This is a genomic window from Mesorhizobium sp. M1A.F.Ca.IN.020.04.1.1 (genome assembly GCF_003997315.1).
In the GTDB taxonomy this organism is placed as follows: domain Bacteria; phylum Pseudomonadota; class Alphaproteobacteria; order Rhizobiales; family Rhizobiaceae; genus Mesorhizobium.
The window spans coordinates 1-25,602 of sequence record NZ_RZSN01000081.1 but is presented as its reverse complement, the minus strand read 5'-3'; the positions used below and the strand labels follow the sequence as shown (position 1 = coordinate 25,602).

Annotated in this window: 20 protein-coding genes and 3 pseudogenes; 13 read left to right on the top strand and 10 right to left on the bottom strand. The window is 60.7% G+C overall.

From position 1 onward, the window contains the following. Positions 1–298 precede the first annotated feature (298 nt). Positions 299–1,270 (bottom strand): annotated as a pseudogene (locus EOA49_RS17535) (cation:dicarboxylase symporter family transporter); the annotation flags it as partial. Between the two features lie 710 nt (positions 1,271–1,980). On the opposite strand from EOA49_RS17535, the gene EOA49_RS17530 reads away from it, so the two are divergent. Beyond that, a complete protein-coding gene (locus EOA49_RS17530; RefSeq protein ID WP_029354905.1) occupies positions 1,981–2,370 on the top strand; it encodes a hypothetical protein in 390 nt (129 codons plus the stop codon). Between the two features lie 488 nt (positions 2,371–2,858). Here EOA49_RS17530 and EOA49_RS17520 read toward each other — a convergent pair whose 3' ends face one another. Next, positions 2,859–3,563, bottom strand: coding sequence for a Crp/Fnr family transcriptional regulator (locus EOA49_RS17520; RefSeq protein ID WP_095521264.1), 705 nt, complete (start codon positions 3,561–3,563; stop codon positions 2,859–2,861). A 536-nt stretch (positions 3,564–4,099) separates the two neighbouring features. Here EOA49_RS17520 and EOA49_RS33525 point away from each other — a divergent pair. Further along, entirely contained in the window at positions 4,100–4,348 is a 249-nt protein-coding gene (locus EOA49_RS33525) for a DUF6074 family protein (RefSeq protein WP_095486077.1), read from the top strand. Positions 4,349–4,712: 364 nt separating this feature from the next. On the opposite strand, the gene EOA49_RS17510 is transcribed toward EOA49_RS33525, so the two are convergent. From EOA49_RS17510 to panB, 5 genes and pseudogenes are all read right to left on the bottom strand, one after another. Then, the gene (locus EOA49_RS17510; RefSeq protein ID WP_095486082.1) at positions 4,713–5,345 is read right to left on the bottom strand and encodes an acyl-homoserine-lactone synthase; all 633 of its coding nucleotides are present in this window, start codon (positions 5,343–5,345) and stop codon (positions 4,713–4,715) included. Positions 5,346–5,437: 92 nt separating this feature from the next. Further along, positions 5,438–5,641 (bottom strand): helix-turn-helix transcriptional regulator, encoded by a 204-nt coding sequence (locus tag EOA49_RS34115; protein ID WP_287324222.1) that lies wholly within the window; start codon positions 5,639–5,641, stop codon positions 5,438–5,440. Then, positions 5,635–6,156, bottom strand: coding sequence for an autoinducer binding domain-containing protein (locus tag EOA49_RS17505; protein ID WP_329609618.1), 522 nt, complete (start codon positions 6,154–6,156; stop codon positions 5,635–5,637). Before EOA49_RS17505 ends, EOA49_RS34115 begins: the two co-directional genes overlap by 7 nt. Before the next feature lie 99 nt (positions 6,157–6,255). Further along, the gene (panC, locus tag EOA49_RS17500; RefSeq protein WP_091595811.1) at positions 6,256–7,164 is read right to left on the bottom strand and encodes a pantoate--beta-alanine ligase; all 909 of its coding nucleotides are present in this window, start codon (positions 7,162–7,164) and stop codon (positions 6,256–6,258) included. Next, positions 7,161–7,996, bottom strand: a pseudogene (gene panB, locus EOA49_RS17495) (3-methyl-2-oxobutanoate hydroxymethyltransferase). Before panB ends, panC begins: the two are co-directional and overlap by 4 nt. Before the next feature lie 171 nt (positions 7,997–8,167). On the opposite strand from panB, the gene EOA49_RS17490 reads away from it, so the two are divergent. The 10 genes from EOA49_RS17490 to EOA49_RS17445 all read left to right on the top strand — a co-directional run bounded on the left by EOA49_RS17490 (position 8,168) and on the right by EOA49_RS17445 (position 19,591). Then, positions 8,168–9,130 (top strand): hypothetical protein, encoded by a 963-nt coding sequence (locus EOA49_RS17490; RefSeq protein ID WP_095521262.1) that lies wholly within the window; start codon positions 8,168–8,170, stop codon positions 9,128–9,130. 62 nt (positions 9,131–9,192) lie between these two features. Then, positions 9,193–10,167, top strand: a complete 975-nt coding sequence (gene nadA / locus EOA49_RS17485; RefSeq protein WP_029354894.1) for a quinolinate synthase NadA — start codon at positions 9,193–9,195, stop codon at positions 10,165–10,167. Next, positions 10,164–11,705 (top strand): L-aspartate oxidase, encoded by a 1,542-nt coding sequence (locus EOA49_RS17480; protein WP_029354892.1) that lies wholly within the window; start codon positions 10,164–10,166, stop codon positions 11,703–11,705. Before nadA ends, EOA49_RS17480 begins: the two co-directional genes overlap by 4 nt. A 4-nt stretch (positions 11,706–11,709) precedes the next feature. Further along, entirely contained in the window at positions 11,710–12,588 is an 879-nt protein-coding gene (gene nadC, locus EOA49_RS17475; RefSeq protein WP_029354890.1) for a carboxylating nicotinate-nucleotide diphosphorylase, read from the top strand. A gap of 207 nt (positions 12,589–12,795) precedes the next feature. Beyond that, on the top strand, positions 12,796–13,764 hold the full coding sequence (gene bioB / locus EOA49_RS17470; protein ID WP_236370746.1) for a biotin synthase BioB: 969 nt from the start codon (positions 12,796–12,798) through the stop codon (positions 13,762–13,764). Further along, positions 13,761–14,897 (top strand): 8-amino-7-oxononanoate synthase, encoded by a 1,137-nt coding sequence (locus EOA49_RS17465; RefSeq protein ID WP_029354886.1) that lies wholly within the window; start codon positions 13,761–13,763, stop codon positions 14,895–14,897. Before bioB ends, EOA49_RS17465 begins: the two co-directional genes overlap by 4 nt. After that, positions 14,894–15,529, top strand: a complete 636-nt coding sequence (bioD, locus tag EOA49_RS17460; RefSeq protein ID WP_029354884.1) for a dethiobiotin synthase — start codon at positions 14,894–14,896, stop codon at positions 15,527–15,529. Before EOA49_RS17465 ends, bioD begins: the two co-directional genes overlap by 4 nt. Next, complete coding sequence (locus EOA49_RS17455) at positions 15,529–16,794, top strand: adenosylmethionine--8-amino-7-oxononanoate transaminase (RefSeq protein ID WP_091595819.1); 1,266 nt, start codon at positions 15,529–15,531, stop codon at positions 16,792–16,794. Before bioD ends, EOA49_RS17455 begins: the two co-directional genes overlap by 1 nt. After that, positions 16,791–17,774 (top strand): beta-ketoacyl-ACP synthase III, encoded by a 984-nt coding sequence (locus tag EOA49_RS17450; RefSeq protein ID WP_091595821.1) that lies wholly within the window; start codon positions 16,791–16,793, stop codon positions 17,772–17,774. Before EOA49_RS17455 ends, EOA49_RS17450 begins: the two co-directional genes overlap by 4 nt. Before the next feature lie 173 nt (positions 17,775–17,947). After that, positions 17,948–19,591, top strand: a complete 1,644-nt coding sequence (locus tag EOA49_RS17445; protein ID WP_029354881.1) for an MFS transporter — start codon at positions 17,948–17,950, stop codon at positions 19,589–19,591. Positions 19,592–19,822: 231 nt separating this feature from the next. Here EOA49_RS17445 and hemN read toward each other — a convergent pair. Then, positions 19,823–21,150, bottom strand: a pseudogene (gene hemN, locus EOA49_RS17440) (oxygen-independent coproporphyrinogen III oxidase). Positions 21,151–21,645: 495 nt separating this feature from the next. Beyond that, positions 21,646–22,002: a hypothetical protein gene (locus EOA49_RS17435; RefSeq protein ID WP_091595902.1), complete on the bottom strand. Its 357-nt coding sequence runs from the start codon at positions 22,000–22,002 to the stop codon at positions 21,646–21,648. A gap of 682 nt (positions 22,003–22,684) precedes the next feature. Between EOA49_RS17435 and EOA49_RS17430 the strand changes: the two genes are divergently transcribed. Beyond that, positions 22,685–23,824, top strand: a complete 1,140-nt coding sequence (locus tag EOA49_RS17430; RefSeq protein ID WP_095521259.1) for a porin — start codon at positions 22,685–22,687, stop codon at positions 23,822–23,824. Between the two features lie 488 nt (positions 23,825–24,312). On the opposite strand, the gene EOA49_RS17425 is transcribed toward EOA49_RS17430, so the two are convergent. Beyond that, positions 24,313–25,602 (bottom strand): acyltransferase family protein (locus EOA49_RS17425; RefSeq protein ID WP_164749241.1); only part of this gene is annotated, 1,290 nt, incomplete at its 5' end.

The following is a 25,602-nucleotide window of genomic DNA, read 5'->3' as shown; positions in this document are numbered from 1 at the left end:
GTCTTAGACATGAGGCTCCAATCCATGGACGGCGTGGCAGCAACGGCCCGCCTTTTCGGTGTAAAATGGGTCGCTTTTGATCGTGCCCCGCAGTTGCTACAGGCGCACAGGTGCGGGTGCGATCTGGCGGTTTCTCAAATACGGCTTTGCGCCATCGGGCCCACCCCAATAGCTGAGCGTCGTTCGCGCGGGGAACTGCGTTCACCACGCCGGGCGACTTGACCGTCCACCGCCAGAGCGCTGAACGGTCCGCTAGTGAGGCGCTCCCCGAATCGTCGTTTATCCCGCTCGCCCCAGACCGGGCGACAGCCAGCGTTGCCGCTACGCTGCGGAGAAATATCGTCAGCGCGTGGCATTCGGACATAAGCTGATCGACGCCAAGAATAAGACCCACGGAGGTGACCGGTGCGGCCGGAACAAGAAAGAGCGTTGCAGCCATTGTGACGAGGCCTGCACCGGTAATGCGGGTTGTTCCGTTCGAAGGGAACAATGCGACGAACAGCATGAGGATCCGGCAGCCGATCGGCAGATCAGTTTTCGTCGTCTGGGCGATGAAGAGGGCGGCGAGCATCATATTCGTGCCGTCCAGATTGAATGGAATGAGACCCACGACCGAATGCGTGGCGCCGGCCTTTTCCATCTTCTCCATGAGCGAGGGCAGCGCGGCCTCCGAGGAGGACGTTGCGAGCAGCAGCTCGTCCTTGATGTATCGGACGAGAGAGAAGATCGAGCGGCCGTTGTAGCGGCAGACCGCGCCGAACAGGACCGAGAAGAACAAGACTTGCAGGATGTCGCCTTCCGCGAAGGCACTGGCAATGGTTGATGGGATGATGTTCATCAGGAAGCTGGTCACGGACTGCTCGTGAGCCGTGGCCACATAGCCCTTAACGGCTTGGACATCGAGCGAGGCCGGATCGATGTTGAGGCCGGCGCCAGGCTGAACGATATTCGCGACAATCAGTCCGACAACGAGTGCAAGTGTCGAGAAGGTGAGGAAATAAACCATCGCCTTGGCGGCAACTCGGCCGACCTTCTGCAGATCGCTCATGCCGGCAATGCCGGTCGCTATTGTCAGGAAGATGACAGGTACGGTGATTATCTTGACGACATCGACGAAGGCATCGCCGAGCGGCTTCAGGCTCTGGCCGGTCTCCAAATGGAAATAGCCGATTGCAGCACCCAGGATTATGGCGGCAAGCACCTGCACGTAGGCCCGGGCAAAATGGCGCTTGCGGGCCGCTGCGTTCGCTATGGGGACTTGTGGAACCAACACCGTTTCTCTCCTTGACCGGATCGGGGTGGGGCTCCTCCTTCTCCCATGCAGTGCTCCGGTCGAACGCTGCGCCCACTTCGGCGCAAGCGATGTGCCAAATAGCAAAGAGGGGAAAACGCGCAGGACCTCTCACGCAGTGCTTGTTCGCTCTCCCGCACTCGCGCTGCGGTTGCCAGTCAACTATGGAAGGGTCCGTTCTTGGGAATTCCAAAGGTCGCTCTTTGCTTCGGCGCAGCTTGGCTGGCTGGAAGGTTCCCTGTTTGCCTTGGGGTCTGGGACCTGCGTCCAGATGGTCAACATTTTCCTGCGCGCCGCACGGGGCTCCAAAGATTCAATCGAGGACGGGCCCTCTTCGAAAACGGCGGCAGCGTTGGTCAAGCCCTTCCACCCTGCTGTCCCACCAAGGGTGTTCAGAAGCTCAGTTCACGATTAAGCGATGGATCAGCGTCATCTGGCGTTTGCGCCATCGCGGCGGCGTTGCAAGGGGTCTGCCAAGGATGAGCAAGCCGCGAGGCAGGGCCCGAGACCTAGACTCCATCCTCATCAACAGCGCTCGGCTCGCGTTAGGAATGTTCGAACCGCAGCACGATCAGGTGGCCACACCGTTGGTCGGAACCGGAACCCGACGAATGATCGTTCGTGACCGACATCTGTGAACAAGCAGTGTGTGTCATTGCAATCACCACCCATTGCGCGCAATTGCCCATATGGCCGTGAATGAACTGGATTTGGTGATTTTCCAGATGGCGGTGGAAAGCGTCCGCTTGCTCTCTTCAAGCTTTGATGAGAAGGCGGCTGAGATAGCCACGAGGAGCCGTGGTAGCCTTCTTTTCGACGTGCGGGTTGACGGTGACCTGGAGGTCCAGCGAGTCGCAGCCATTGGATATCCAGGCGACAAGATCGGTGTGGTGGCATTGGACCGAGAGGGCCTTGTTAGCTGCTGTTGCCTTGTCAATGGCACCTTCTCACCTTTCATTGCACCATTGGAGAACTGGACCAGCATGCCCCTGTCCATGCAGGCCCAGATCGATGTCACAGGCTATGCGAGGCTCCTTCTGGCCGCCCTGCGAAATGCTGGACATATGCTGGGCAGGTAGCATCACCGATGATGTCTGTGATGAGATGGTGCAGACGGCTGGATGAGGCGATCGCTTGCCGGCAGCTTTGGCCGCCAAGCGATCGGTGAGTTCGCAATGCTGGACACGTCCTGTAGACTCTGCCAGTTAAGTTAGCGGACAACCATCTGACGAATGCCCGATCTGACAGTCTGGACGGCGCGGCATGCCCTCCTAGGAATGCAGCCGTGGTTCTACTCCCTCGGCTGTTTTTGCGTCGAAGGCGACGGGCACACCGTGAACGATGGACGTCGCCGCCACCAATTCCTCAACTCGCGATCGGTCGCTTTGCACGCCGGCATAAGCGTTCGAATGGCGCGGATCGCCTGGGCGGTGGAGAGGAACCGGGCCTTGCCTCTGGACAGAACATAGGCTTCGGCGGCTTTTTCACCCGCCTCCCTGAAACTCTGACTGACACGATCTAGGACGGGAGTTCGGCAGCCTTCAAGCCTATGTCCGATACCGGACAATCAGGCAGCGGTGGCCAGGCCGAAATAACGTTGCTCCTCCTCGCCGTAAGCGCCATGCGTGAGTTCCATCAATCCGACGCGGTCGATAATCGTGACCTCGCCGCGCTTGGCACGGACAAGTCCTCGATATTCAAGCATTTGCAGGGCCGTGGTGACCCCGGGACGGCGGGCGCCGAGCATGGTCGCCAGAAATTCATGCGTCAGGTAGATCTTGTCTCCGTCAGAGCGGTCATGGATCATCAGCAACCAGCGGGCCAGCCGTTCCTCGATTTTGGAGTGGCCATTGACCAGTGCCGTCCGGGACGACTGGACAAGGAACGCGTGGGCATAGTCCAGCACTGACGTGCGCAGCGACGGGCTTTCCGCAACCGCAGGACGAATGATTTCAACCGGCAGGCGCCAGCCATTGCCTGCGACCTGGATATAGGTCTCGTTGGAAGAGCTGTCCTGTCCGAGAATGAGGGCAATTCCTGTCATCCCGTCATATCCGATAATGCCGACTTCACATTGCCGTCCGCCGGTCATGGTGGCGACCACCGAGGCGATGCCCCTCTCGGGAAAATATCCATTCCTGATCGGCTGATGCGCGATCAGCAACTGAGCCTTGATGTCCAGTTCGACGCGATGCAGCGATGGTCGCAACAGCGCGAAGTCCTCCGGCGAAAGGGATTTCAGCACCGGGTTGCGAAAAAGGGATTCGGGCAAGGCTCTCTCCCATGCGGGCAAGAGCGCGTACCTCTTACTGTCGGCTGCATCCGAAGTAACTGACGGCCGATGCCAAAGCATAGGGTTGGAAACGCGCGATTGCAAAGCCCTGTCGGGGCAGTGCAGCCATGCCAGAAGTCGCGCGGCCTTACGATAGGCGCGGATGGCATGATTCCCTTCTGCGGCCACCAAGAACGGCTCGGGCACGCTTTAATCATTCATACACAAGCTCGCAGGAATGTAAGCGGCGGAACAGTCGGGTGATTCGTGCCGCCCTGCCCTTTCAGAAATCAAGTCATTGGACGTCAATTCGGGCTGGAACGCCTCGTCGCGGAACGGCACAGGAAACGCAGCCGGATCAGCAATGGTGGTTCACCTTATGTGCGGTCCGGATGTGCGGTCCGGCGGCTCATCGCCCAATGGCTTGTCGAGGGGAAGTGGAACTCGTCATGTCGCCGCGAACCGTCACCGCGCTAGCGCGGCGCTTTTGAAGACGCCGGTGTTTTCTTTGTGGAACTGAAACTGTGAGGTGATTGATGCATCACTCAAACATTTGCGTATTTCCGCTGCATCGGCGACGCACATTGGTCGAAAGTATCGCCCAGGCCCTCGAGACCAAGAACGGCGAGGCGGCGAGTGCGTTCTGGCGCTGTGCTGCCAAGAAAATGCTCATTCAATTGTCCGATGTAGGAATTGCGCCAGAGTTCGCTGCGCAGGAGGTTGGAAGCCTTCTTCATGCGGTCTTGGACGATATGGCCAACCGAACGGTAATGCACATAGCATAGGCTTGGGCGCTGTTGGATCGCGCGTCAGCTCGGGTCCTTATCGGGGGACTGCTCCGACTGGCCGACGGTCCGGCCAAACCGGCATACCGGCAAAGGTTTGAGGTTGGGATCGCTCACGGCGGCCGGTCCAATATTCCAAGGCGACCTCAGAAGCCACATTGGCTTCTTTCCAAGCGGACGGGCGCCATTTTGGCGTGCTCACGCTGGACTGCGGGTTGCGCCTACGGAAATCCGAAGTCCGGCCGCGCGAGTCGATCGACCGGAACAGTCGAATGCTCGTGGGGCCGGGTCCGCTCAGCTTGACGGCGGGCGGTGGCGGCCGTGAGCAGACTTAACCCAGGTCACGGCTGAGCATCCGCAGGCGCTATGCCGATTGGATGAGAACTGGTTGCCACAACACCGGCCCGTTCAGGCGTCCCCTCCAGCGGATGCGCAAGAGACTGGCGTAGGAAATCTCGAGGAAGCCGGCGACTGCCTCGGTGTTGCCGACCTGCTGGGGCTGTCCGATACGTGACAACGGCCAGGTCGCGAGACGAAGGATCCTTTCGATGCGCGTATCTGTCACCGTTACGATCCCGGAGAGATTGTTGGCCAAGCCGAATTCGATGATGCCCGCGAAGAGCTCGTAGGTTGCTTGTGCCAGGCCGCCAGCAGCCTTCGGCGCTGTCGCAGGGAGATCGAGCGCGAAACGACTACTCTCCCAGATATCGGCACTCGCAGGGACCACCATCTCATCCAGCAGCGCCGGAAACGTATCGCGCAACATAGTCGGTCCGGTGGTCGGCAAAAGGCGGACGCAGCCGCAAGTTCGCCAATCGGACCCCTTGAGAAGTAGGTAGACGGGGTTCAGGCTGTCAAACGGGTCCGTTTCCATTTCGCCTTCGGTCTGCACTTCCCAATCGAGCCGCTTCTTGAAAACCCGATACCTAAGCCCGTGCATTTCCCTGAGTTCGCTCGCGAACTCGGCGTAGCAGTCGGGTGTTATCAGCTGCATCATTGTCGTCTCCGTGCGGGATGTGTCCACGCAATCGAAGGGCAAAGCCGTCATGAATGCAGCCTGTAGACCTTTACAGCTAGCCTTGGAGAGGATCAGGATCTCGCCCGAGCAGCCATCCGCACTATGGCCTGGTTGATGGTTCGCACGCCAAGCTTCGCCTTGGCGTTTTCCTGATGGAAGGTCACGGTGCGTTTCGAGACACCGAGAATCTGGCTGATATCCCAGGCCGACTTGCCGCACGCCGCCCATTTCAGGCACTCGAACTCCCGCGGGGTGAGCGTTATGCCATCTACCACGCAATCTTCGGCGAGCCTGCGCCGGGCATGGATATAACGTTGATCGCAACCAACTGCATTGCTTTTTCGTAGCGCGTCAGCGACCTCAAAAGTGGCGGATGCGCCTCGTTGGAGGCGAAGGTCAGTGCGGCGAACCGGCCGCGATGATCATGCATCGACATGGTCAGTCCGCCGCGAATGCCGAACTCAGCTGCTTTTTCCAGGACTTCCTGCTGCGAGGTCGGCAAATAACGGTGATCGCGGTCCACACCCCAGTCGAAGGTATCCCAGCCTCGCAGTCCCCGCAGGATCACGGGATCCACGCTGTGGTAGCGCAGTTGCAGGTAATGTGATGTCCATGATGATGGATAATTCGAGATCAATCGCGGCGTGTCGCCGGAAGCGGATGGGTAGGTGAAATAAGCGAAGAACGGAAAGTCGAACCCGGCTGCGGCGGACGCCATTGCCTCATGGAGATCGACGGCATCGACGCTTGCAGAGAGTTGCTCGACCAAGGTTTCAAATACGCGATGCATCTGCGCTTTGCGTACCTCGCGGAGGTTGCTGGAAGCCGGGCGGAGACGTGGTTCTAAATGATGGCCTGTCCCTGCAGGGCGTACGACGCGCCGCCGTCATCACCGCAATTGCTGTGCTGCTTCCGATTGGAGAGAGCTCCGCGCACCTGACCAACTACCGATGGGTGATATTGCGACGTTATCGATGAGCCGCGTGTCGCCAAGCCAAGCCGCAGCAAGCAAGCGTGCCGGTCGGTCAAGGCTTGCTAACGATTGCAGGTCTGTTTCTCCGCGAAGCTCCAGGTATTCGAGCTCGCGATAGCCGGCAGCCAGAATTGTTGCACGCGCTTCATCAAGCGTAGGCAGGATGGGAGAGCCGCGTGCAAGCCGCTCGGCCGTATCGAGCAGGACCGATGCTAGTTTTGGGGCAATGGCGCGTTGGGCTGGGGAGAGCCGCACGTTACGCGACGATAGCGCAAGACCATCGGCTTCGCGGACTGTCGGACAGGGCACAATAGTGATCGGAATGTCGAGGTCCCGGACCAAGCGCCTGACAAGCTGAAGTTGCTGAAAATCCTTTTCGCCAAAAAAGGCGAAGTCAGCGCCGGCCTGCAGGAAGAGCTTGGCCACGACCGTCGCCACGCCATTGAAATGGCCGGGCCGGAATGCGCCGCACAGGCATTCGCTGATGCCGGACACTGAAACGACCGTGGCGAAGCCCGCCGGGTACATTTCCTCTGCGTCCGGCACATAGAGCAGATGCGTGCCCAGCGGCGCGAGCTTGGCAGCATCTTCGCTTTCCGTCCGAGGATAGGCAATCAGGTCGGCGGGGCTGTTGAACTGCTTGGGGTTTACGAACAGCGTCACGATCACCCGCTCGGCCCTTTCAAGCGCCTTCCGCACAAGGCTCAGATGCCCGTCGTGCAAGGCTCCCATGGTCGGCACAATACCGATCGTGGCACCCGAGCGACGCCATTGCGCAACGACGGCGCGCAGCTCGCTCACGGTTCGAGCGATCGGCACGCTCATGTGAAGTCTCCGGCCTTCAAGGCGTTGACATAGAGATGTTCGACCGCCGGAAAGTGCCGGTTCCGCACATCGGTGGCGTAAGCGGCGATTGCCGCCTCAGCCTGCTCACCGAGCTCGGCATAGCGTTTGACGAACTTCGGCCGAAATGAGGTGAAGAGCCCGAGCATATCGTCGCTCACCAGAATCTGGCCGTCGCAAGCTGGCGAGGCACCGATGCCGATGGTGGGTATGTCGATATCGGCGGTTATCTGCCGTGCAAGCTGCTCCGGTATCTTTTCGAGCACCAAGGAGAAGGCGCCCGCCTCGGTTACCGCCCTGGCGTCGCGCCTGATCCGCTCTGCATCGGCTCCCCGGCCCTGCACACGATAGCCTCCGAACGTGTTTACCGCCTGCGGCGTCAGCCCCACATGGGCCATGACAGGTACGCCGCGCGCGGTAAGGAAGCGGATGGTTTCCGCGATGGTCTCGCCGCCCTCGAGCTTCACCGCTGAACAACCGGTCTCACCCATCACGCGCGCAGCGTTGCCGAAAGCGTGCTCTGGGCTTTCCTCGTAGGAACCGAAGGGCAGGTCGACGACCATCAGCGCGTGTTCAAGGCCGCGGCGAACGGCCTGTCCGTGCATGATCATCATGTCGAGCGTGACGCCCAGCGTCGACGACAGGCCGTGCAGCACCATGCCGACGCTGTCGCCGACAAGAACGATGTCGCAGTGGCGATCGAGTAGCCTCGCGACCGGCGTGGTGTAGGCCGTCAAGCATACAAGTGGCGTTTGGCCTTTTCGCTTCGAATATCTGGAGGGTTAATCCCTTTTATCTCACCAGCCGCGCTCAACCGACGCCCCCTTCCCTTACGTTACCAACAGCGGGGTCGCGTTTGGCATATTTTTGTGCGACTGCGAAGAGCTAAAAACAGTGCTTGAGTAGTACGGTGTTGACGTGCTGGCTGCCAAGGGTACATTCAATCGATTAAGGCGCTCCGTTGGGCCAACCCACTTTCGCAAACATGGATCCTCAGACAAGAAGAACCAAGAAAGGCAAAGCCGCCGTCAAAGCTGACGAAGCCAAAGTGGACCTGACTGCCGTCGTGGTCGCCGTTAACGACAGTGAGCCCTGTGTCCTCACCGTCGGTCATGCGGACACCCTCCCTTCTGGACCTTTTGCGCTTGAGCATCGATCGCTGCAGTCGGGTTTGAGGGGGTGGGTGGAGCAGCAGACTGGCCATGCACTGGGATACATCGAGCAACTCTACACCTTCGCCGATCGCGATCGCATCGGCACTGAGCGCCACCAGCGCGTCATCTCAATCAGCTATCTCGCATTGACCAGGAAGGAACAGGCAACGAACTTGACCGCGTGCGGCTGGCAAAGTTGGTACGAATATTTTCCCTGGGAGGACCACCGCTTCGGCACGCCGCCTGTGCTGCTCGATAGATTGCGGCCCCGCCTGATTGAGTGGGCCGGCAGCGCCAGCGAGCCGACCACTCAACGCGAGCGCCGGCAGCGCGCTGCGATAGCCTTCGGCTTCGACGACCGCCATTGGAACGAGGAACTCACGCTCCAACGCTACGAGTTGCTCTATGAAGCTGCTCTGATTGAAGAGGCCGGTGGCGGCAGGGACGCGATTGCGGCCGCGGCTGGCAAACCAATGGTCGCTGACCACCGTCGCATTCTGGCAACCGGGATTGCGCGGCTGCGTTCGAAGATCAAATACCGGCCGGTCGTGTTCGAGCTTATGCGGCCTTCCTTCACGCTGCTGCAACTGCAGCGAACCGTGGAAGCTCTGGCTGGCAGGCTCATCAACAAGCCCAACTTCCGGAGACTGGTCGAGCAGCAGGATCTTGTTGAGGAGACTGGGGAGACCTCCCTCGACACGGGCGGCCGACCGGCGAAGCTTTATCGCTTCCGCCATGCCGTTCTCGACGACAGGGCTATCGCCGGGACAAAATTACCGCTGGCGCGGGCTTGACATACTTATAGTCAAGGTAGACATATTCCCTTATTGTCAAACCGAATATAATCGAGGCGTCAATGGCTGGGGCGTTACCTATGGCTGCGTCCCTGTATGAGCGTGTCCGGCGGGTGATCCCTCCCGTTGAATGGCTCGCGTTCGCCGGCGATATTGAAGCCATCTTAGCGCTGAAGCGTGAGCGCAATGCGGTGGTGCTGGCGCACAATTACCAGACGCCCGAAATTTTTCATTGCGTGGCAGACATCGTCGGCGACAGCCTGGCGTTGGCCCACAAGGCGGTGACGGTCGACGCCGACATCATCGTGGTTGCCGGCGTTCATTTCATGGCCGAGACGGCAAAACTGCTCAATCCGAACAAGACCGTGCTCATCCCGGATCTCAGCGCCGGCTGCTCGCTGGCCGAATCGATCACGGCAGACGACGTGCGGTTAATGCGGCTGCGGTATCCGGGGGTCCCCGTTGTTACTTACGTCAACACATCGGCCGCCGTAAAAGCGGAGTCCGACATCTGCTGCACGTCCGGCAACGCGAAGGCGGTGGTGGAATCGCTTGGCGTGGCGCGTGTGCTGATGCTGCCGGACGAATATCTGGCGAGGAACGTGGCAGCCGATACAGACGTCGAGATCATCGCCTGGAAAGGCCATTGCGAGGTGCATGAGCGCTTCACCGCAGCAGACATTCGGGAACTGCGCGATGCCCATCCAGGCGTCATCGTGCTGGCCCATCCAGAATGCCCACCAGACGTTGTCGCGGAGGCGGAGTTCTCCGGCTCGACCGCAGCGATGTCGGATTATGTCGAGCGGGAGAAACCGACGCGTGTCGTCCTTCTGACCGAATGTTCGATGAGCGACAACGTCGCGGTCGCGCATCCCGACGTCGAGTTCGTTCGCCCATGCAACCTGTGCCCGCACATGAAGCGCATCAACCTGGCCAACATTCGCGCCGCGCTCGAGCAGAACCGGCATGAGGTCCGGATTGATCCGGAAATTGCCGGCCCCGCCCGCCGCGCGGTCGAGCGCATGCTTTCCCTATGAGCCTGGAGGTTCGCGACATCGCCGGGGCGCCGGTCGTCATCGGCGGCGGCATTGCCGGCCTGATGACGGCGCTTCATCTGGCGCCGGAACCGGTCGTGCTTTTGACCAACGCGCCGCTTGGAACCGGAGCCTGCAGTGAGCTTGCCCAGGGCGGTCTTGCGGCAAGTCTCGGCGGCGACGACGGCCCGGATTTTCACCTTTGCGACACGATAGCTGCCGGCGACGGACTCTGCGACGAGGCCACGGTGCGGCGAGTGGTCCGAGCTGCACCCGAAGCGATTAGGACGATCCAAAGGTTCGGCGTCGCCTTCGACCAGCACCCTGACCGCGCGTTGCGACTTGGGCTCGAGGCGGCACACTCGCGACGGCGGATTGTGCATGCAGCCGGCGACGCCACCGGTCGCGAGTTGGTGCGCGTGCTCATCGCCGCGGTTCGGCGTACAGCCTCGATCACCACTATCGAAAATGTGGAGGTCCGCCGGCTGGTCGTGCAGGACGGGTCGGTCATCGCCGTGGTCGCCGCAGGACGAGCCGGCGCGCTCGCTCTGCCCACGCGTCGCGCGGTGCTGGCGACCGGCGGCGTCGGCGGGCTGTTTTGCGATACGACAAACCCCGCTGGCTCATGGGGTCACGGGCTGGCGCTCGCCGCATGGGCGGGGGCGGAACTCGCCGACTTGGAATTCATACAGTTCCATCCAACTGCGCTCGACGGTCCGCGCCGGCCGATGCCGCTGGTGAGCGAAGCCGTGCGTGGCGAAGGCGCGGTGCTCATCGATGAGCGAGGAGAGCGCTTCCTCGCTGACACACCTGGCGGTGAACTTGCGCCTCGCGACGTCGTCGCGCGCGCCATTTGGCACCAGCTTGCCGTTGGACGCCGCGTATTCCTGGATGCACGGCAAAGTCTCGGCCCGAGATTTGGCAAGCGTTTTCCAGGCATCGCCGAATTGTGCCGGAGCGCAGGGGTCGACCCCGCGACCGACCCGATCCCGGTGCGCCCGGCGGCACATTATCACATGGGCGGCGTCGCCGTAGACAGCGCCGGCCGCAGCTCCATCGAGGGATTGTGGGCCTGCGGTGAGGTCGCCTGTACCGGCCTGCACGGCGCCAACCGCCTGGCCAGCAACTCGCTCACCGAAGCGGCGGTCACCGCGAGCTGGGTTGCCGAAAGCGTTGCCGGCACGTCGTATACCCGGCGACCGCGCAGATGCTCCACATTCGTCCCTCCACGACCAGACGCTTCCGCGGTCCGCCCAATTGTCTCCGCCGCCCTGGGTATCATCCGCGACGGCGAGGCAATGCGCGAAGCGGTGGCGACCCTGCTGCCGATCGCAGCTGACAATGTCGCTGCCTCTGGTCCGGCTTTGGTCTCACTGATGATCGCCGTGGCGGCCCTGGGGCGGGAAGAGAGTCGAGGCGCGCACTGTCGGTCCGATTTCCCGCTCCACGATGCCGACGCGCGCCCATCACGGCTGACACTGCACAGCGCAATGCGGGCCGCGGCCGCACTCGATTGCCGGGCTACCATACGGAGCACCTGATGTGATTTCATTCTCCCCCCTCCCCGCGACCCTGATCGAACCGATTGTGCGCGGTGCGCTCCTCGAAGACCTGGGCAGATGCGGCGACCTGACCAGCGATGCGGTTATCCCGCATGATTGCACTGCCACGTTGGTGCTCAAATCGAGGCAGGCGGGCGTCGTTGCCGGGCTCGATCTGGTCTCGTACGCCTTCCTGCTCGTGGAACCGGCGATCAACATCCAGATCTGGCGCCCTGATGGCAGCGATGTCGGGGCCGGGGAAACCATTGCAAGATTGTCCGGACCCGCGCGAGGCCTGCTCACGGCCGAACGCACTGCCCTCAATTTCTTGTGCCGGCTGAGCGGCATTGCCACTGCCACAGCGGCGATGGTTGAGGCCGTGCGCGGTCACAAGGCGAGGATCGTATCGACGCGAAAGACGACGCCCGGCCTGCGGGTATTGGAAAAATACGCCGTGCGCGTCGGCGGCGGTGCCAATCACCGCTTCGGCCTCGATGACGGCGTGCTCATAAAGGACAATCACATCGCGATCGCCGGCGATATCCGCACAGCAATAGAGCGGGCGCGCGCCGCCGCAGGGCATATGGTGAAGGTCGAGGTTGAGGTCGACACGCTGAAGCAGCTCGATGCAGCGCTCGCGATTGGTGTTGACGCGGTGCTGCTCGACAATATGTCGGTCGAGGATCTTGCCCGCGCGGTTTCTATAGTGGGTGGCCGTACGATCACCGAGGCTTCCGGTCGGGTGACGCCGAAAACGGCGGCGGCGATTGCGGCGACCGGTGTCGATCTCATCTCCATGGGATGGCTGACGCACAGCGCCCCGATCCTCGACATCGGCCTGGACATGCCGGACCACCAGAACATCTGCAAGCATTTGAACTGAGGATTACGGCATGAGGAGCAACATCAGCTCGGCAGGCGTAGGAAGGCGGTGGAAAGACGTGCCGCAGCTCGCCTTTTAGCGAGTGCGCTCCAAAGCCAAGTCGGACCGAGCTTGCCGGTCGACAGACTCCTGAAGGCGTACCGGACTAGCAACAAAGGTTTGACGATGACGGTTGGAATGAACTCGGAGTTCGACGTGAACCAGACCATGCAATCGGTCGATGGAACGCCTCCGCGATGGAACCGCAAAGAGGCTGAGGCCATCTACGGCATGCCATTCAACGATCTGCTGTTCCTAGCTCAGACGATCCACCGCCAGAACTTCGATCGAAACCGAGTGCAGCTGTCGCGGCTCCTTAGCATCAAGACCGGCGGCTGCCCCGAAGATTGCGGCTATTGCAGCCAGTCTGCGCATTACGAAACCGGGGTGAAGGCGTCGAAGCTGATGAACGTCAAGCATGTCATCGACGAAGCGGCCAAGGCGCGTGATGGCGGCGCAACGCGCTATTGCATGGGCGCAGCGTGGCGAAGTCCCAAGGAGCGCGACATGGACGTTGTGGTCGCCATGATCGAGGGCGTCAAGGCGCTCGGCATGGAGACCTGCATGACGCTCGGCATGCTCGATCTTGAGCAAGCTGCTCGCCTGAAGCAGGCCGGTCTCGACTACTATAACCACAACATCGATACCTCTGAGCGCTACTATGGCGAGGTTATTTCAACCAGGACTTTTGCCGACCGGCTGGAAACGCTTGGGCACGTGCGCGCGGTTGGGATGAAAGTCTGCTGCGGCGGCATCGTCGGGATGGGAGAAGAAAAGACCGATCGCATCGACATGCTGGTCACGCTCGCGAACCTGCCCGAGCCGCCGGAAAGCGTGCCGATCAACATGCTTATTCCCATCGAAGGCACGCCGCTTGCCGCGGCCGACGCCATCGATCCGATCGATTTCGTCCGCATCGTTGCGCTCGCGCGGGTGATGATGCCGAAATCCTGTGTAAGGCTGTCCGCCGGCAGGACGGCGATGAGCGACGAAACGCAGGCGTTGTGCTTCTTTGCCGGCGCTAACTCGATCTTTGTCGGCGACACGCTGCTGACGGCGGACAATCCCGGCGAGGACAAGGATAGCCTTCTGTTCCAGCGTCTCGGCATCGAGCCGATGGAACTCGCCACGCAATGAACGAGGCAATTCTTGCCCGCTATGACGCATCCTTGCGCGGACTGGCGCGCAAGGACCGGTTGCGGACGCTCGCACCGCGCGCCGGTCTCGACTTCTCGTCGAACGACTATCTCGGACTTGCCGCCTCCAAAAGACTTGGCGAAGCGGTTGCGGCGGCGATTGCGCGGGGCACGCCGGTTGGCGCCACCGGGTCGCGGCTGTTGCGCGGCAACGCACCGGAACATGAGCAACTGGAGGCGGACGCCGCGGCATTCTTCGGCGCCGACCGTGCGCTGTTCTTTGGCAGCGGCTACATCGCCAACTTCGCCCTGTTGACCGCGCTGCCGCAGAAAGGCGACCTGCTGGTCCTCGACGAACTCGCCCATGCCAGCATGCATGAGGGCGCGCAGGCCGGGCGCGCCGAGTTCAAGCTGGCCGCGCACAACGACGTCGACGCTGTCGAGGACGCAATCACCCGCTGGCGCGCCGAAGGCGGCACGGGGCGCGTGTGGATCGCCGTCGAAAGCCTTTACAGCATGGATGGCGACCGCGCGCCGATGGAGAGCCTGGTCGCGATGGCCGATCGGCACCAGGCATTCATCGTCGTCGATGAAGCGCATGCCACCGGCATCTGGGGACCGGACGGCCGGGGACTGGCCGCCGCGTGCCAAGGCCGCGACAACATCGTCACGCTCCACTCATGCGGCAAGGCGCTCGGCGCATCCGGTGCACTCGTCACCGGGCCGAGGACACTGTGCGATTATCTCGTCAACCGGTGCCGGCCGTTCATCTACGCCACCGCGCCCTCGCCGCTGATGGCGGTCGCGGCGCGCGAAGCGCTGACTATTCTGTCCGACGAGCCCATGCGCCGCGCTCAGCTGCAGGAACGCGTTGCCTGCGCCGGCCGCCAATTGGCCGAGCGCTGCGGCGTCGTACCCAGCGGCTCGCAGATCCAGCCATTTGTCATCGGCGTTGGGCGCACCATGGCGGTGGCGGCGGCCCTGCAGGCACGCGGCTTCGACATACGCGGCATACGTCCGCCGACGGTGCCCGAGGGCACATCGCGCCTGCGCATTTCGCTGACGCTCAACGTCGACGAGACCGACATTTCCGCCATGGTCGAGGCTCTCGTTGAGGTGTTGGCCACAGCATGACCAAACGCATCGTCGTCACCGGAACAGACACCGGAATTGGCAAGACAGTATTTTCGGCCGGACTTGCCGGGCTGCTCGACGGCTTCTACTGGAAGCCGGTGCAATCGGGCCTCGACGAGGAGACTGACAGCGAGGTCGTCGCCCGGCTTTCCGGCTTGCCCGACGGACGCGTGCTGCCCGAAGTCTATCGACTGACGATGCCGCTGTCGCCGCATCGATCAGCCGAAATCGACGGCGTCGCGATCGAGGCCGACGATCTTTCATTTCCGGTCCTGCCGACACCGCTCGTCATCGAAGGCGCCGGCGGGCTGATGGTGCCGCTCAATCGACAGACAAGGTTCATTGACATATTCGAACAATGGCGGCTGCCGGTCATACTGTGCGCCCGCACCGCGCTCGGCACCATCAATCATACGCTGTTGTCGATCGAGGCCCTGAGAGCCCGCTCCATCCCGCTCATCGGCATTGCCTTCATGGGCGAAGAGGTGGCCGATACGCAAAGGACAATCGTGGAATTCGGCGGCGTGCCGCAGCTCGGCAGGCTGCCGCACCTCGGTCCGCTGACGGGTGAAACGTTGAGAGATGCAATGATTTCCGGCTTCGACCTGGCCATGATTGCCGGAGGCGACTGATGGCGCAGTCTCGAGTCTGGCATCCGTTCACGCAGCACGCGCTAGAGCCCTCGATCCCTGAAATCGTGCTGACTGAAGGCGCCTATCTCCACAAGGCCGACGGCTCCCGCATCCTGGATGCGATTTCTTCCTGGTGGGTCGTCACTCATGGCCACCGCCACCCCCGCATCATGAAGGCCATCGAGACGACCGCGTCGAACCTCGACCAGATCATCTTCGCGGGCTTCACCCACGAGCCGGCCGAGCGCCTGGCCGAGGCGCTTGTCGGCCTCGCACCCGCCGGCCTTGACCGGGTGTTCTATTCCGACAGTGGCTCGACCTCAATCGAAGTCGCGCTGAAGATGGCGCTCGGCTATTTCCGCAACATCGGCGCGCCGCGTTCGCGCATCGTCGTCATGGAGCACAGCTATCATGGTGACACGATCGGGGCGATGAGCGTCGGCGCCCGTGGCGTGTTCAACGCCGCCTACGAGCCCTTGCTGTTCGAGGTCGACACCATCCCCTTCCCGGCCGCCGGGCGCGAGCAGGAAACGCTGGATCGGTTCGAGGCACTCTCCCGCGACCGGCGCGCCGCCGCGCTGATCGTCGAGCCGCTCGTGCTCGGCGCCGGCGGCATGCTCATGTATCCGGCCTGGGTTCTGACCGAATTGAAGAGGATCACTGAGGCCGCCGGCACGCTGCTGATCGCCGATGAAGTGATGACCGGCTGGGGGCGCACCGGAACCATGTTCGCCTGCGAACAGGCGTCCGTCTCGCCGGACATCCTGTGCACCTCGAAAGGTCTGACCGGTGGTACCATCCCGCTGGCCGCCACGATCGCCACCGATGCCATCTTCCAGGCTCACTATTCCGAGGATCGCAAGAAGACGTTTTTCCATTCGAGCTCCTACACCGCCAATCCGATTGCATGCGCGGCGGCACTTGCCAATGTCGAGATCTGGCACGACGAGCCGGTGGCCGATCGGATCGCGGCCTTGAGCGAGCGACAGGCCGCCGGGCTTCGACGCTTTCGCGACAACCCTCGCTTCACCGATTGCCGGACAACCGGCACCATCGCGGCACTCGACCTACGCACCGGCTCAGCCGGTTATCTGGCCGAGATCGGGCCAAAACTGCGCGCTTTTTTTCTTGAGCGCGGCCTGCTCGTGCGCCCGCTCGGCAATGTCCTGTACCTTCTGCCGCCCTATTGCATTACCGGCAACGAGTTGGATGGGCTCTATGACGCCATCGAGGAGGCCGGCGAACGCTTCGGCTCAAAGCCATGAGCCGATCATCGCGCATTCTCGGGCTTGGCCATCATGCGCCCGCGCGCAAGGTGGAGAATCCGGAAATCGAAGATCGTCTCGGGCTTGAACCCGGCTGGATCGAGCGGCGCACCGGGATACGGTCGCGCTTCTGGGCAGCGGACGAAGACACGCTGTCGGCCCTTGCCGCGCACGCCGGCGACATGGCGCTGACCAATGCCGGTATCGACCGCGGCGACATCGGCCTGCTGTTGCTCGCTACCTCCACACCCGATCATCTTCTGCCGCCAAGCGCGCCCCTGGTCGCACATCGGCTGGGACTAGGTCGCGCCGGCGCGATCGACCTGACCGGCGCTTGCGCCGGCTTCATCTATGCGCTGATGTTCGCCGACGGGTTCACTCGCCTGCATGGCAAAGCGAGCCTTGTCATTGCCGCCAACATCCTCAGCCGCCGCATCAATCCGGCCGAGCGCGCCAGCGCCGTGCTGTTTGCCGATGCCGCCGGCGCGGTGGTGATCGGTCCGTGCGATGACCCGGATCGAGGCATTCTCGGCGCTTCGGTGGATTCGGACGGCTCGCGTTACGGGCTGATCCAGATTCCTGCCGGTGGAAGCAACAATCCGTTCCATGGCGGCCTCGACCTCGAGCAGACCCGGATGACGATCACCGATGGCCGCGAAGTGTTCGCCAAGGCCGTGGAGATGATGACCGCCTGCTCGAGAGACGCGCTCACTGCTGCCCGACTGAGGCCGCAAGACCTCGATCGTTTCGTGCCGCATCAGGCCAATGCTCGCATTTTCGACGCGGTCGGCAGGAACCTCGGCATCACAGATCACTCGATGGTCAAGACGATCGCCGAATATGGCAACTCTTCCGCCGCGACGATCCCGCTCTCGTTGTCGCTCGCCCATCGGGCGCAGCCGTTTCGGCCTGGCGAGAAAGTCCTCTTGGCGGCAGCGGGTGCGGGTCTCAGCGGCGGCGCGCTTGTCGTGGGAATTTAGCAAAGCAACGCTTGCGCATAGGACTGCTCATGAATGAGACTATGAGAATGGCTCAATACGCAAATAGTCGCCGGCAAGCTCCATAGAGCTGGGTTCCGTGCGGTGCTCCGCGATGTCTAAGTATCGACCCACTTGCTCAAATCGCAGCGCTCATCGAAGGCCAGCAAAACCTCATGCAGAGCGAAAATCCTCAACCGCCCGTTTCAAAGACGCTCGCCCCATTTCGAAACAAGGTGTTTCGCTCAATTTGGACGGCCACCCAGATTTCCAGCCTCGGTTGGCTAGTGCAAACGGTCGCCATCAGTTGGCTTATGGCAACGATTTCAGCGTCCGACCTTATGGTGGCTCTCGTCCAGGCCGCATCCACACTGCCGGTGTTCTTCCTCTCAGTTTTCGCCGGAGCCATTGCCGACAACTTCAGCCGCCGGTGGGTGATGTTTGCGGGACACTGCCTGATAGCATCGGCGTCGATGACGCTGATGATTTCTGTGGGTCTGGGATTTGTCAGTCCTTGGCTGATTCTCGGGTTAGGTTTCCTGGCCGGCTGCGGCTTTGCCTTGAATGATCCGGCCTGGCACGCTTCGGTCGGCGATATCCTTCACAAACGCGACATTCCGGCCGCAGTGACGCTTATGTCCGTCGGATACAACATTGTGCGCAGCGTTGGTCCGGCCTTAGGGGGCGTGATCCTGGCCGTCTTTGGGCCGCTGGCCGCTTTCGCCTTGGCTGCGGTGAGTGATCTGGCGCCTATAAGCGCGATATGGCGCACCAAATGGGAGGTCCGCTCTTCGCCTCTCCCTCGTGAGAGAATGACGACGGCAATTCATGACGGAGTGCGCTTTACGGCGATGTCTTTGGAGATCAGGGCAGCGACCGCCCGAGCAGCTCTTTTCGGATTGGCAAGCATCTCCATTCTGGCGTTGCTCCCTCTCGTCGTCCGGGATCAGTTGAAGAGTGGGCCAATTGTCTACGGTATCTTATTGGCCGGCTTCGGCATGGGTGCTTTCATCGCGGGCATGGGCAACGGCTTCTTGAGGAAGGTCACGTCTCAAAACAGGCTGGTGGCCTTCGCCTCTGTGGCTTGTGCAGTCTGTTGCCTCTCCCTTGCCCTGACATCGTCGGTTCCTGTGGCGGCCATTTCGCTGGCGCTCGGCGGAGCGGGTTGGCTTATCACCTGGACGGGCATTGACGTGTCGGTGCAGTTGGCAAGCCCAAGGTGGGTTGTAGGCCGCACGCTCTCCATTTACTACGCCTTGAGCGCAGGCGGTATGGCTGCTGGCAGCTGGATCTGGGGTTCTGTCGCGCAAAACTATTCCTTGACCTCAGCATTGGAGGGCGCCGCGGGCGCTCTGTTGCTGGTTGCAGCAGCGGGGATCGTGTTGCCGGTCCGTCCCTGGGAAGAAACGGATCAAGAAAGTTCAGTTTTTCATCCGCCGGACGTGGCTCTCGATCTGAAACCCAGAAGTGGCCCTATCGTGGCCAAGGTCGAGTATTTGATATCGGAGGAAAATATCGAGGCCTTTCTGGGCTACATGCGCACGCGGCGACACGTCCAGAGCCGTGCCGGTGCACGAAACTGGACGCTCCAGCGAAATCTGCAAACACCGTCACTTTGGACGGAGACATTCCGCACCCCCACCTGGATGGACTTTCTCCGCCTAAATCATCGACTCACCGCAGCAGATAAGGAAGTCGGCCAGCATCTCCTGTCACTGCATGAAGGAGAGGTGCCTCCGCAGACAGTGCTTTCGATTGAACGAACGACCGAGGCAATTCGTACCCGTACCTCGACAATCTTTTCTCGTCCTCCAAGATGACGCCATCAAGCTGCTATCCAGGGACAGGGTGGATCACCGGTGCTTTGCAGAGCACAGCCTCACGCCGAGAGCAGCGTGCTCCGAGTTGTGCGATCGAGCGCACCCAGGCGAGATGATGATGAACGCGGCGTCAAGTGGAAGTCCCCTGCATGCGCTTGCGGAGTCTTCTGCGAGAGCCCATGCCGACGAGCGCCAAACAAGGTCTGATGCCTTCGGAGTCGTGGCCTCAACTCATCGATTCGCGAGAAAAGCATCGAATGCAGCAGCAACGGCGCGAACAACAAAGCGGTGCTCCGGCCGCACGCGGATGAAGCCGTTTTCGACGTCCACGATCCCCTCCTCAGCCAGCGTCACCAAACGCTCAACTGAATCGAGAAAACGAGCTGGTTCGATTTCGTGGGCGGCACAGATGGTCGGCACGTCGGCCTCCAAATCGCACATCAGTCGCTCGATGATTGCTGCGCGCACCCGGTCATCGTCGGTCAGCCGGTGGCCCTTTGATGTCGCCAGACGTCCACTTGCGATGTGCCGGGCGTAAGAATCCCGTGTTACTTCGTTCTGAACGTACCCCTCGCCGACTCGGCCAACAGCCGACGCGCCGAAGCCGATCACGGTTTTGCAAGTATCGGCCGAGTATCCCAGCGAATTACGCCGCAGGCGCCCGGTCTTCTGCGCTAGCGCGAGTTCGTCGTCCGGCAGAGCGAAATGATCGAGCCCGATCTCCCGGTAGCCGGCGCCAACCAGTGTCTCGGCGACAGCTGCAGCCTGTTCGGCGCGAACATCGCCGTCCGGTAGACCTGCCTGCTCGATTAGGCGCTGATTCTTTATCACGGAAGGAATATGCGCGTAGCCGAACACCGCAAACCGGTTGGGGCGCATGGCGACCGCAGCCATCGCGGTCTGGATGCAGGACTGCACAGTCTGTTTCGGGAGACCGAAGATGAGATCGAAGTTGATATGGCCAACGCCATGCCGGCGGAGATTTTCGACGGCAGCGGCCGTCTGCACCTTACTCTGGATCCGATTGATCGCCTTTTGCACATCGGGATCAAAGCTCTGCACGCCGATGCTCGCGCGGTTGACACCGGTAGCTGCCAAGGCTTCGGCCATTTCCGGTGTGAACGTTCGGGGATCGACTCCACGGCGATCGCAGCAGTTTTGCTGAAAGCGAAGTGGCGGCGTAGAAATTCCATCAGCGCTAAGTGCTCGGCTGGCCCGATAAGGTGAGGCGTTCCGCCGCCGAAATGCACATCGCTCACCGGCAGCCCTTGCCGCGCTTGCTCCGACACCAAACTGATCTCCTGACGCAGCACCGCCAAATAATTAAGGATCGGGTCGTTGCGACGGGTGACGGCGGTAGGGAAGCCGCAATACCAGCACATGGATCGGCAAAACGGAATGTGGAAATAGAGCGACACCGATTCGTCGGCCGGGAGGCCCCCCAGCCATTCCTCATAATCGTCAGCACCAACCGCCGCAGAGAAGTCTGGCACAGTCGGATAGATGGTATACCAAGGCGGCCGGGGGTCCCGGTACTTTGTCAGGATTGAGGTGTGCAAGGAGCTGTCGTCCCACGTCGCTGATCCATCATTCTTTCGTTGCGCGCTCGTCCTGTCTCTGACCTAAGTCAGTGCGTCCCGCTTTCTCCGCGTTTTCAAGGCGGAGGCGGCGATGTCGCAGTCTCGCTTGGAGAGGACGGTATCAACCGAGCGCGCGTGCCATGGTCCGCCTGAGGTGATGGTGCGGTGCCGCATTCAACGTTTGAGTACGTGACGCCGATGCAGTGTGCTTGAGGCGTCTGCGGAAGAACTTTGCAATGCGAAATTCATGTCCGACGCCAAACGTCGCAACGCACCTGTCAAGCCTCGTTCAGACGCCATCCAGGTCCAGCCAGCGGCCTTCCCTGCCGGCCGAAAAACCATACCGGCTTTAGCCACCGAGACGCTCTAAAGCTGACGTCCGCTCATTTGATGAAAGGAAGGCGCCGCTAGGGGGTGCACAAGGCTCCCCAGCTTGACGTCGCTTCGAGCGATGAGCGGCGGTGTGGCTTGTCGTCAAGCGCCGGGCAGCGTGCCCCCTACCGATATCCCGAAAAGATCGACCAAGATCGCCATCCCGACGCCACACGCGGTCTGGATGAGGCCGACCATGAAAATGCGATTGGCGCGTTCGTAGATGGGGCGGCGCAAGGAACTCATGTCGAGCAGCATGGACAGCGCTCTCATCTGCAGTGCGATGCCGAGCAGGATCGGCACTACGGCGAACAGATCGTAGAGTTGCCATGGCAAGGGGTTCGCCGCCCAATGAGTGAGGAAGCCGAGCGAAAAGGCAAGCAGGATACCCACGGCAGTGATTGTGCCGTTGCGGAAAATGGTCTCGATCAGTTCTTCCTTCGGATCGTGCTCGTCCAAGCGGCTTCCTTTCGTTGCTCTTTCCGTCGAGACTAAGTTCTCGAGAATGCTGTTCATCGCCAATTACTCGAGGCGAGCCCTAGGCAACCGTTTCAGGGTGCGATCCCTTCTCGCTATCGGCCGCGCAATGTACCTGCACGGCGAACTTACAGCGGCGAAAAGGTGCTTCGGCCACCATGCGACACATCGGACGTGGACGCCCTCTGTTCCTGGCGCAGCCCTTGCGGACCGCACGCGCGCAGTAATCCTTCTCGGTAGCGCATGAAGCGGCCTCCGTTGCGGTCAGACGGGAAGCCGTCGCTGTTAAACGAGACTGTCACATATCGAACATGGCGAACCGTGTCGCACATTGCTTTTCGCAGTGACCCTCAAAAAAAGTGATTCCAGCGAGACGAAGGCGCGTCGGCCCAATTTTGGTGTCGGCCGCATCTACGCTTCAGGTTGGCATGTCGCTTGCTGCTCTATTCCGAGGCTGCAGCGGTCTGACCGGAGTGTTTCACATATAAACGATAATGAATCTCCTAGAAGAAAACACTATTCTAAGTACATGTGGCTTTTACGCTGGATAACCTCCCATGTCAAGCGCTTTTACGTCCACAAATTGGAGACAACACGCACAAAATTTAGAGTAAAGCTTGCTCTTACGCCTCTATCCTTTTTATTCCTTCATGGAGATCTAGACATGTACATCAAGATTCGTCTTCTCGGCTTAACTGCTCTGATCGCCGCCTCCGTCGTTCGAGCAGCTGGCGCCGAGCGGGAACCGGCCGAGTACATCAAGATCTGCGACGTCCTCGGCTCGGGGTATTTCTATATTCCCAACACCGAGACCTGCCTGCGCATCGGCGGCTATGTCCGTTATGATATCGGCCTGGGTGATGTCCGATCGTATGACAGCGCAAGAACCTCGGATGTGAGAACTGGCGAGGACCAAGGCACTTGGCGAAACAACACACGCTTCACGTTCAAAACTTGGAGCGGCCAGCAGACCGAGCTCGGCGCGTTGACGACCTATACCGAAACCCACGTGAATTTTGGCAATAGCGCTAACTCGCGTGACAGTCCTCAGAACTATGGTTTCAACAGCGGCCTCGCACTGGCTTCTGCCTGGGTCGAGCTGGGGGGCCTGCGAGTTGGCAAGGACGGGTCGGCCTTCGATACGTTTGTAAGCTACGCTGGCAACGTTCTCGATAGTATGCTCGTTCGGTCGGCCGGCTTCGACACCAACGTGGCTCAGTACTACTTCGACGCCGGCAACGGCATTTCGACCGTGATTTCGCTCGAACAAGGATCGGGCTCAGCCGGTACTATCGACAGCTATATTCCGCACGTTGTCGCCGGCTTGAAATACACGCAAGGCTGGGGCTCGATCACCGGCGTCGCGGCTTATGACAGCAACTACGAAGCTTTGGCCGGCAAGATCCGTGTCGACGTCGCTGTCACAAACCAGCTGTCGCTGTTTGGACTGTTCGGCTACGGTTCCAATGGCAGTCTCAACGAGGACTCAAACGGCGCAATCGCCAATCATGTGCGCGGCTCGTACAAAATCTGGAACGGCCAGTGGGCTTTCTGGGCGGGCGCCACCTACGAGTTTGACGAGAAAACTTCGTTCAACTTTCAGGTCTCGAGTGATCAGCTCAAGAATTCTGGTTTGGCTGCAAACGTCGTCTATATGGTCGTTCCTGGCTTCACGGTCACAGCCGAGGTCGATTACGACCACTACGGCAACTTTGGCGTCGGCCCTGCCGACCCTACCACCGTCAAGGGCACGAGCAAGCCGAACAGCGTCGGCGGCATTCTCCGCTTCCAACGCTCATTTTGAAATCTCTCCAGCCGCGAGCATCTCTGGCAAAGGCACTTGCCTCGACAACGCACGCATAGAGAGCTTCTTTCGCCATCCTTGAAGTCTGCATCGACCGTCCACGGCCCATCGTACCAACTTGAGACTGAAAGGGGTGAGCCCTGTGTAATACAGCCTAGCCCTTGACCTGCCCAATGAACCGGCCAGGGGTGGTCAGTTCAAATTCGGGGCCGTTTAGAGGGCAGTGTGAGGCCGTGTCAGGTAAGTGCCACTGCTATGTCGGGACCGCGACACGCCTGTCGCTGTGATGGCTGGAATTGCCCTTCGCGGCGCCATTCATTCTCTCAACATTTACGTGATAATGCACGCTTAGTCCGATCCGCGTGGCAGCACCCATCCTAGGTCGCTATCGGGTGGCCTTAAACCTGAACAGCTCCATCGTCGCGGCTGCTGCCGAAGCAGGAGCAATCACAGGGACCCGCACTGGTGCTTGTCAGCCGTCTGACCCGCTACTTCGTCTTAGGAAGAGCATTGTCTTTGCCAAAAGCCGGCCAGTATTTCGAGATTGCCAGTGTGGCGCCGGCTGAAGAGAAATGACCATAGTCGAAATACATAAACTCTCCTCTGTCGGAATAGGGGCAGCGTCCTGCGCTGCACAGGAATTTCAGCGGATCGATGAATGTGGCGCCTTTGGTAAATGAGCGCACACGTTCGTTGATGCCGGGGTCCATCGCCATCGGCCAGGACGTATCGTCCAGATTTTGGCGCTTGGCGAAGAACGCAATTTTCCGGACGTCAGTTGGGAACTGCGGAGACTGGCCGATGACAAACACGCGCACGCCCAGGGCACGAAGCGTATCGATTGTTTGCTGAAGACCGTCGAAGCCTCTGACCTCATAGTCACTCCATTTACCGCTGAGGATAACCGTCTTGATGTCCGCTTCCAAGATGATGTCCAAGGCCATGCGATTGAACCGGACACAATCAAGACGAGCGTAAGAGTAGTAAGAGAGTATCGGCGGGCAGCCGGCGTACGTATATTCCACGATGTTCGCCTGCAACCGATTTATGTTAGCACCCAGGCCGGAAACATAGTGCGCGGCGAAGGAGTCGCCCCACAAAAAAACCGTTGTTGGAAAACCGCGAGTGCGCGTGCAATCCTCCATATTCCAGCTTTCGATCCGGCTGGTGCCCTCGTTGAAACAGATGCCATTCCTCCAGTCCCCGACGGAAATGCGCCGCTGGACATAGTCCGGAAACCGTTGCGGAAAGCCGTTGCCGAGCGCCCCCGCCGCTCCGCCGGCACAAAGAACAACGATCGCGAGCGCTGAAAAGGCAAAGATAGGCCCCGGGGCGGTGAAGGCCCTCTTCTGTCGAAACGGCTGCTCTACAAACTTCCAGGAGAATGCAGCCAATGCGAGGCTTGCTACCAACATCGCACCGGTCATCAAAGGATCGAGTTTTTGGAACGAAAGATAATGCGCGAACGCATTGAGCGGCCAGTGAACAAGATACAAAGAATACGAGATGAGCCCAATCCAGACCAGCGGCCGGACTTCGAGCATGCGGCTGGCGACCGTCGAGGGGGAATTTTGGCCAACATAGATCAGAAGGGCCGTTCCGATGCATGGATACAAGGCGTTGTAGCCTGGGAACGGGTCGCTCTCCGAAAGCGCGAAGAACCCGATGGCGAGAAGGCCAAATCCGGCCAACCCCACCGACTCCATCAGGAATCTGTTGCCCAACGGCGGGGGGCGTTTGAGCATGAGCAGGGCGCCCAACATGAGTTCCCAGATTCG

Bases quoted from the DNA above. Each gene is read 5' to 3' on its own strand.
- EOA49_RS17530 (WP_029354905.1), top strand. From the start codon at position 1,981: ATGGCCGTGAATGAACTGGATTTGGTGATTTTCCAGATGGCGGTGGAA.
- EOA49_RS33525 (WP_095486077.1), top strand. From the start codon at position 4,100: ATGCATCACTCAAACATTTGCGTATTTCCGCTGCATCGGCGACGCACA.
- EOA49_RS17510 (WP_095486082.1), bottom strand. From the start codon at position 5,345: ATGATGCAGCTGATAACACCCGACTGCTACGCCGAGTTCGCGAGCGAA.
- EOA49_RS17505 (WP_329609618.1), bottom strand. From the start codon at position 6,156: ATGCATCGCGTATTTGAAACCTTGGTCGAGCAACTCTCTGCAAGCGTC.
- panC (WP_091595811.1), bottom strand. From the start codon at position 7,164: ATGAGCGTGCCGATCGCTCGAACCGTGAGCGAGCTGCGCGCCGTCGTT.
- EOA49_RS17490 (WP_095521262.1), top strand. From the start codon at position 8,168: ATGGATCCTCAGACAAGAAGAACCAAGAAAGGCAAAGCCGCCGTCAAA.
- nadA (WP_029354894.1), top strand. From the start codon at position 9,193: ATGGCTGGGGCGTTACCTATGGCTGCGTCCCTGTATGAGCGTGTCCGG.
- EOA49_RS17480 (WP_029354892.1), top strand. From the start codon at position 10,164: ATGAGCCTGGAGGTTCGCGACATCGCCGGGGCGCCGGTCGTCATCGGC.
- bioB (WP_236370746.1), top strand. From the start codon at position 12,796: ATGCAATCGGTCGATGGAACGCCTCCGCGATGGAACCGCAAAGAGGCT.
- EOA49_RS17465 (WP_029354886.1), top strand. From the start codon at position 13,761: ATGAACGAGGCAATTCTTGCCCGCTATGACGCATCCTTGCGCGGACTG.
- bioD (WP_029354884.1), top strand. From the start codon at position 14,894: ATGACCAAACGCATCGTCGTCACCGGAACAGACACCGGAATTGGCAAG.
- EOA49_RS17455 (WP_091595819.1), top strand. From the start codon at position 15,529: ATGGCGCAGTCTCGAGTCTGGCATCCGTTCACGCAGCACGCGCTAGAG.
- EOA49_RS17450 (WP_091595821.1), top strand. From the start codon at position 16,791: ATGAGCCGATCATCGCGCATTCTCGGGCTTGGCCATCATGCGCCCGCG.
- EOA49_RS17445 (WP_029354881.1), top strand. From the start codon at position 17,948: ATGCAGAGCGAAAATCCTCAACCGCCCGTTTCAAAGACGCTCGCCCCA.
- EOA49_RS17430 (WP_095521259.1), top strand. From the start codon at position 22,685: ATGTACATCAAGATTCGTCTTCTCGGCTTAACTGCTCTGATCGCCGCC.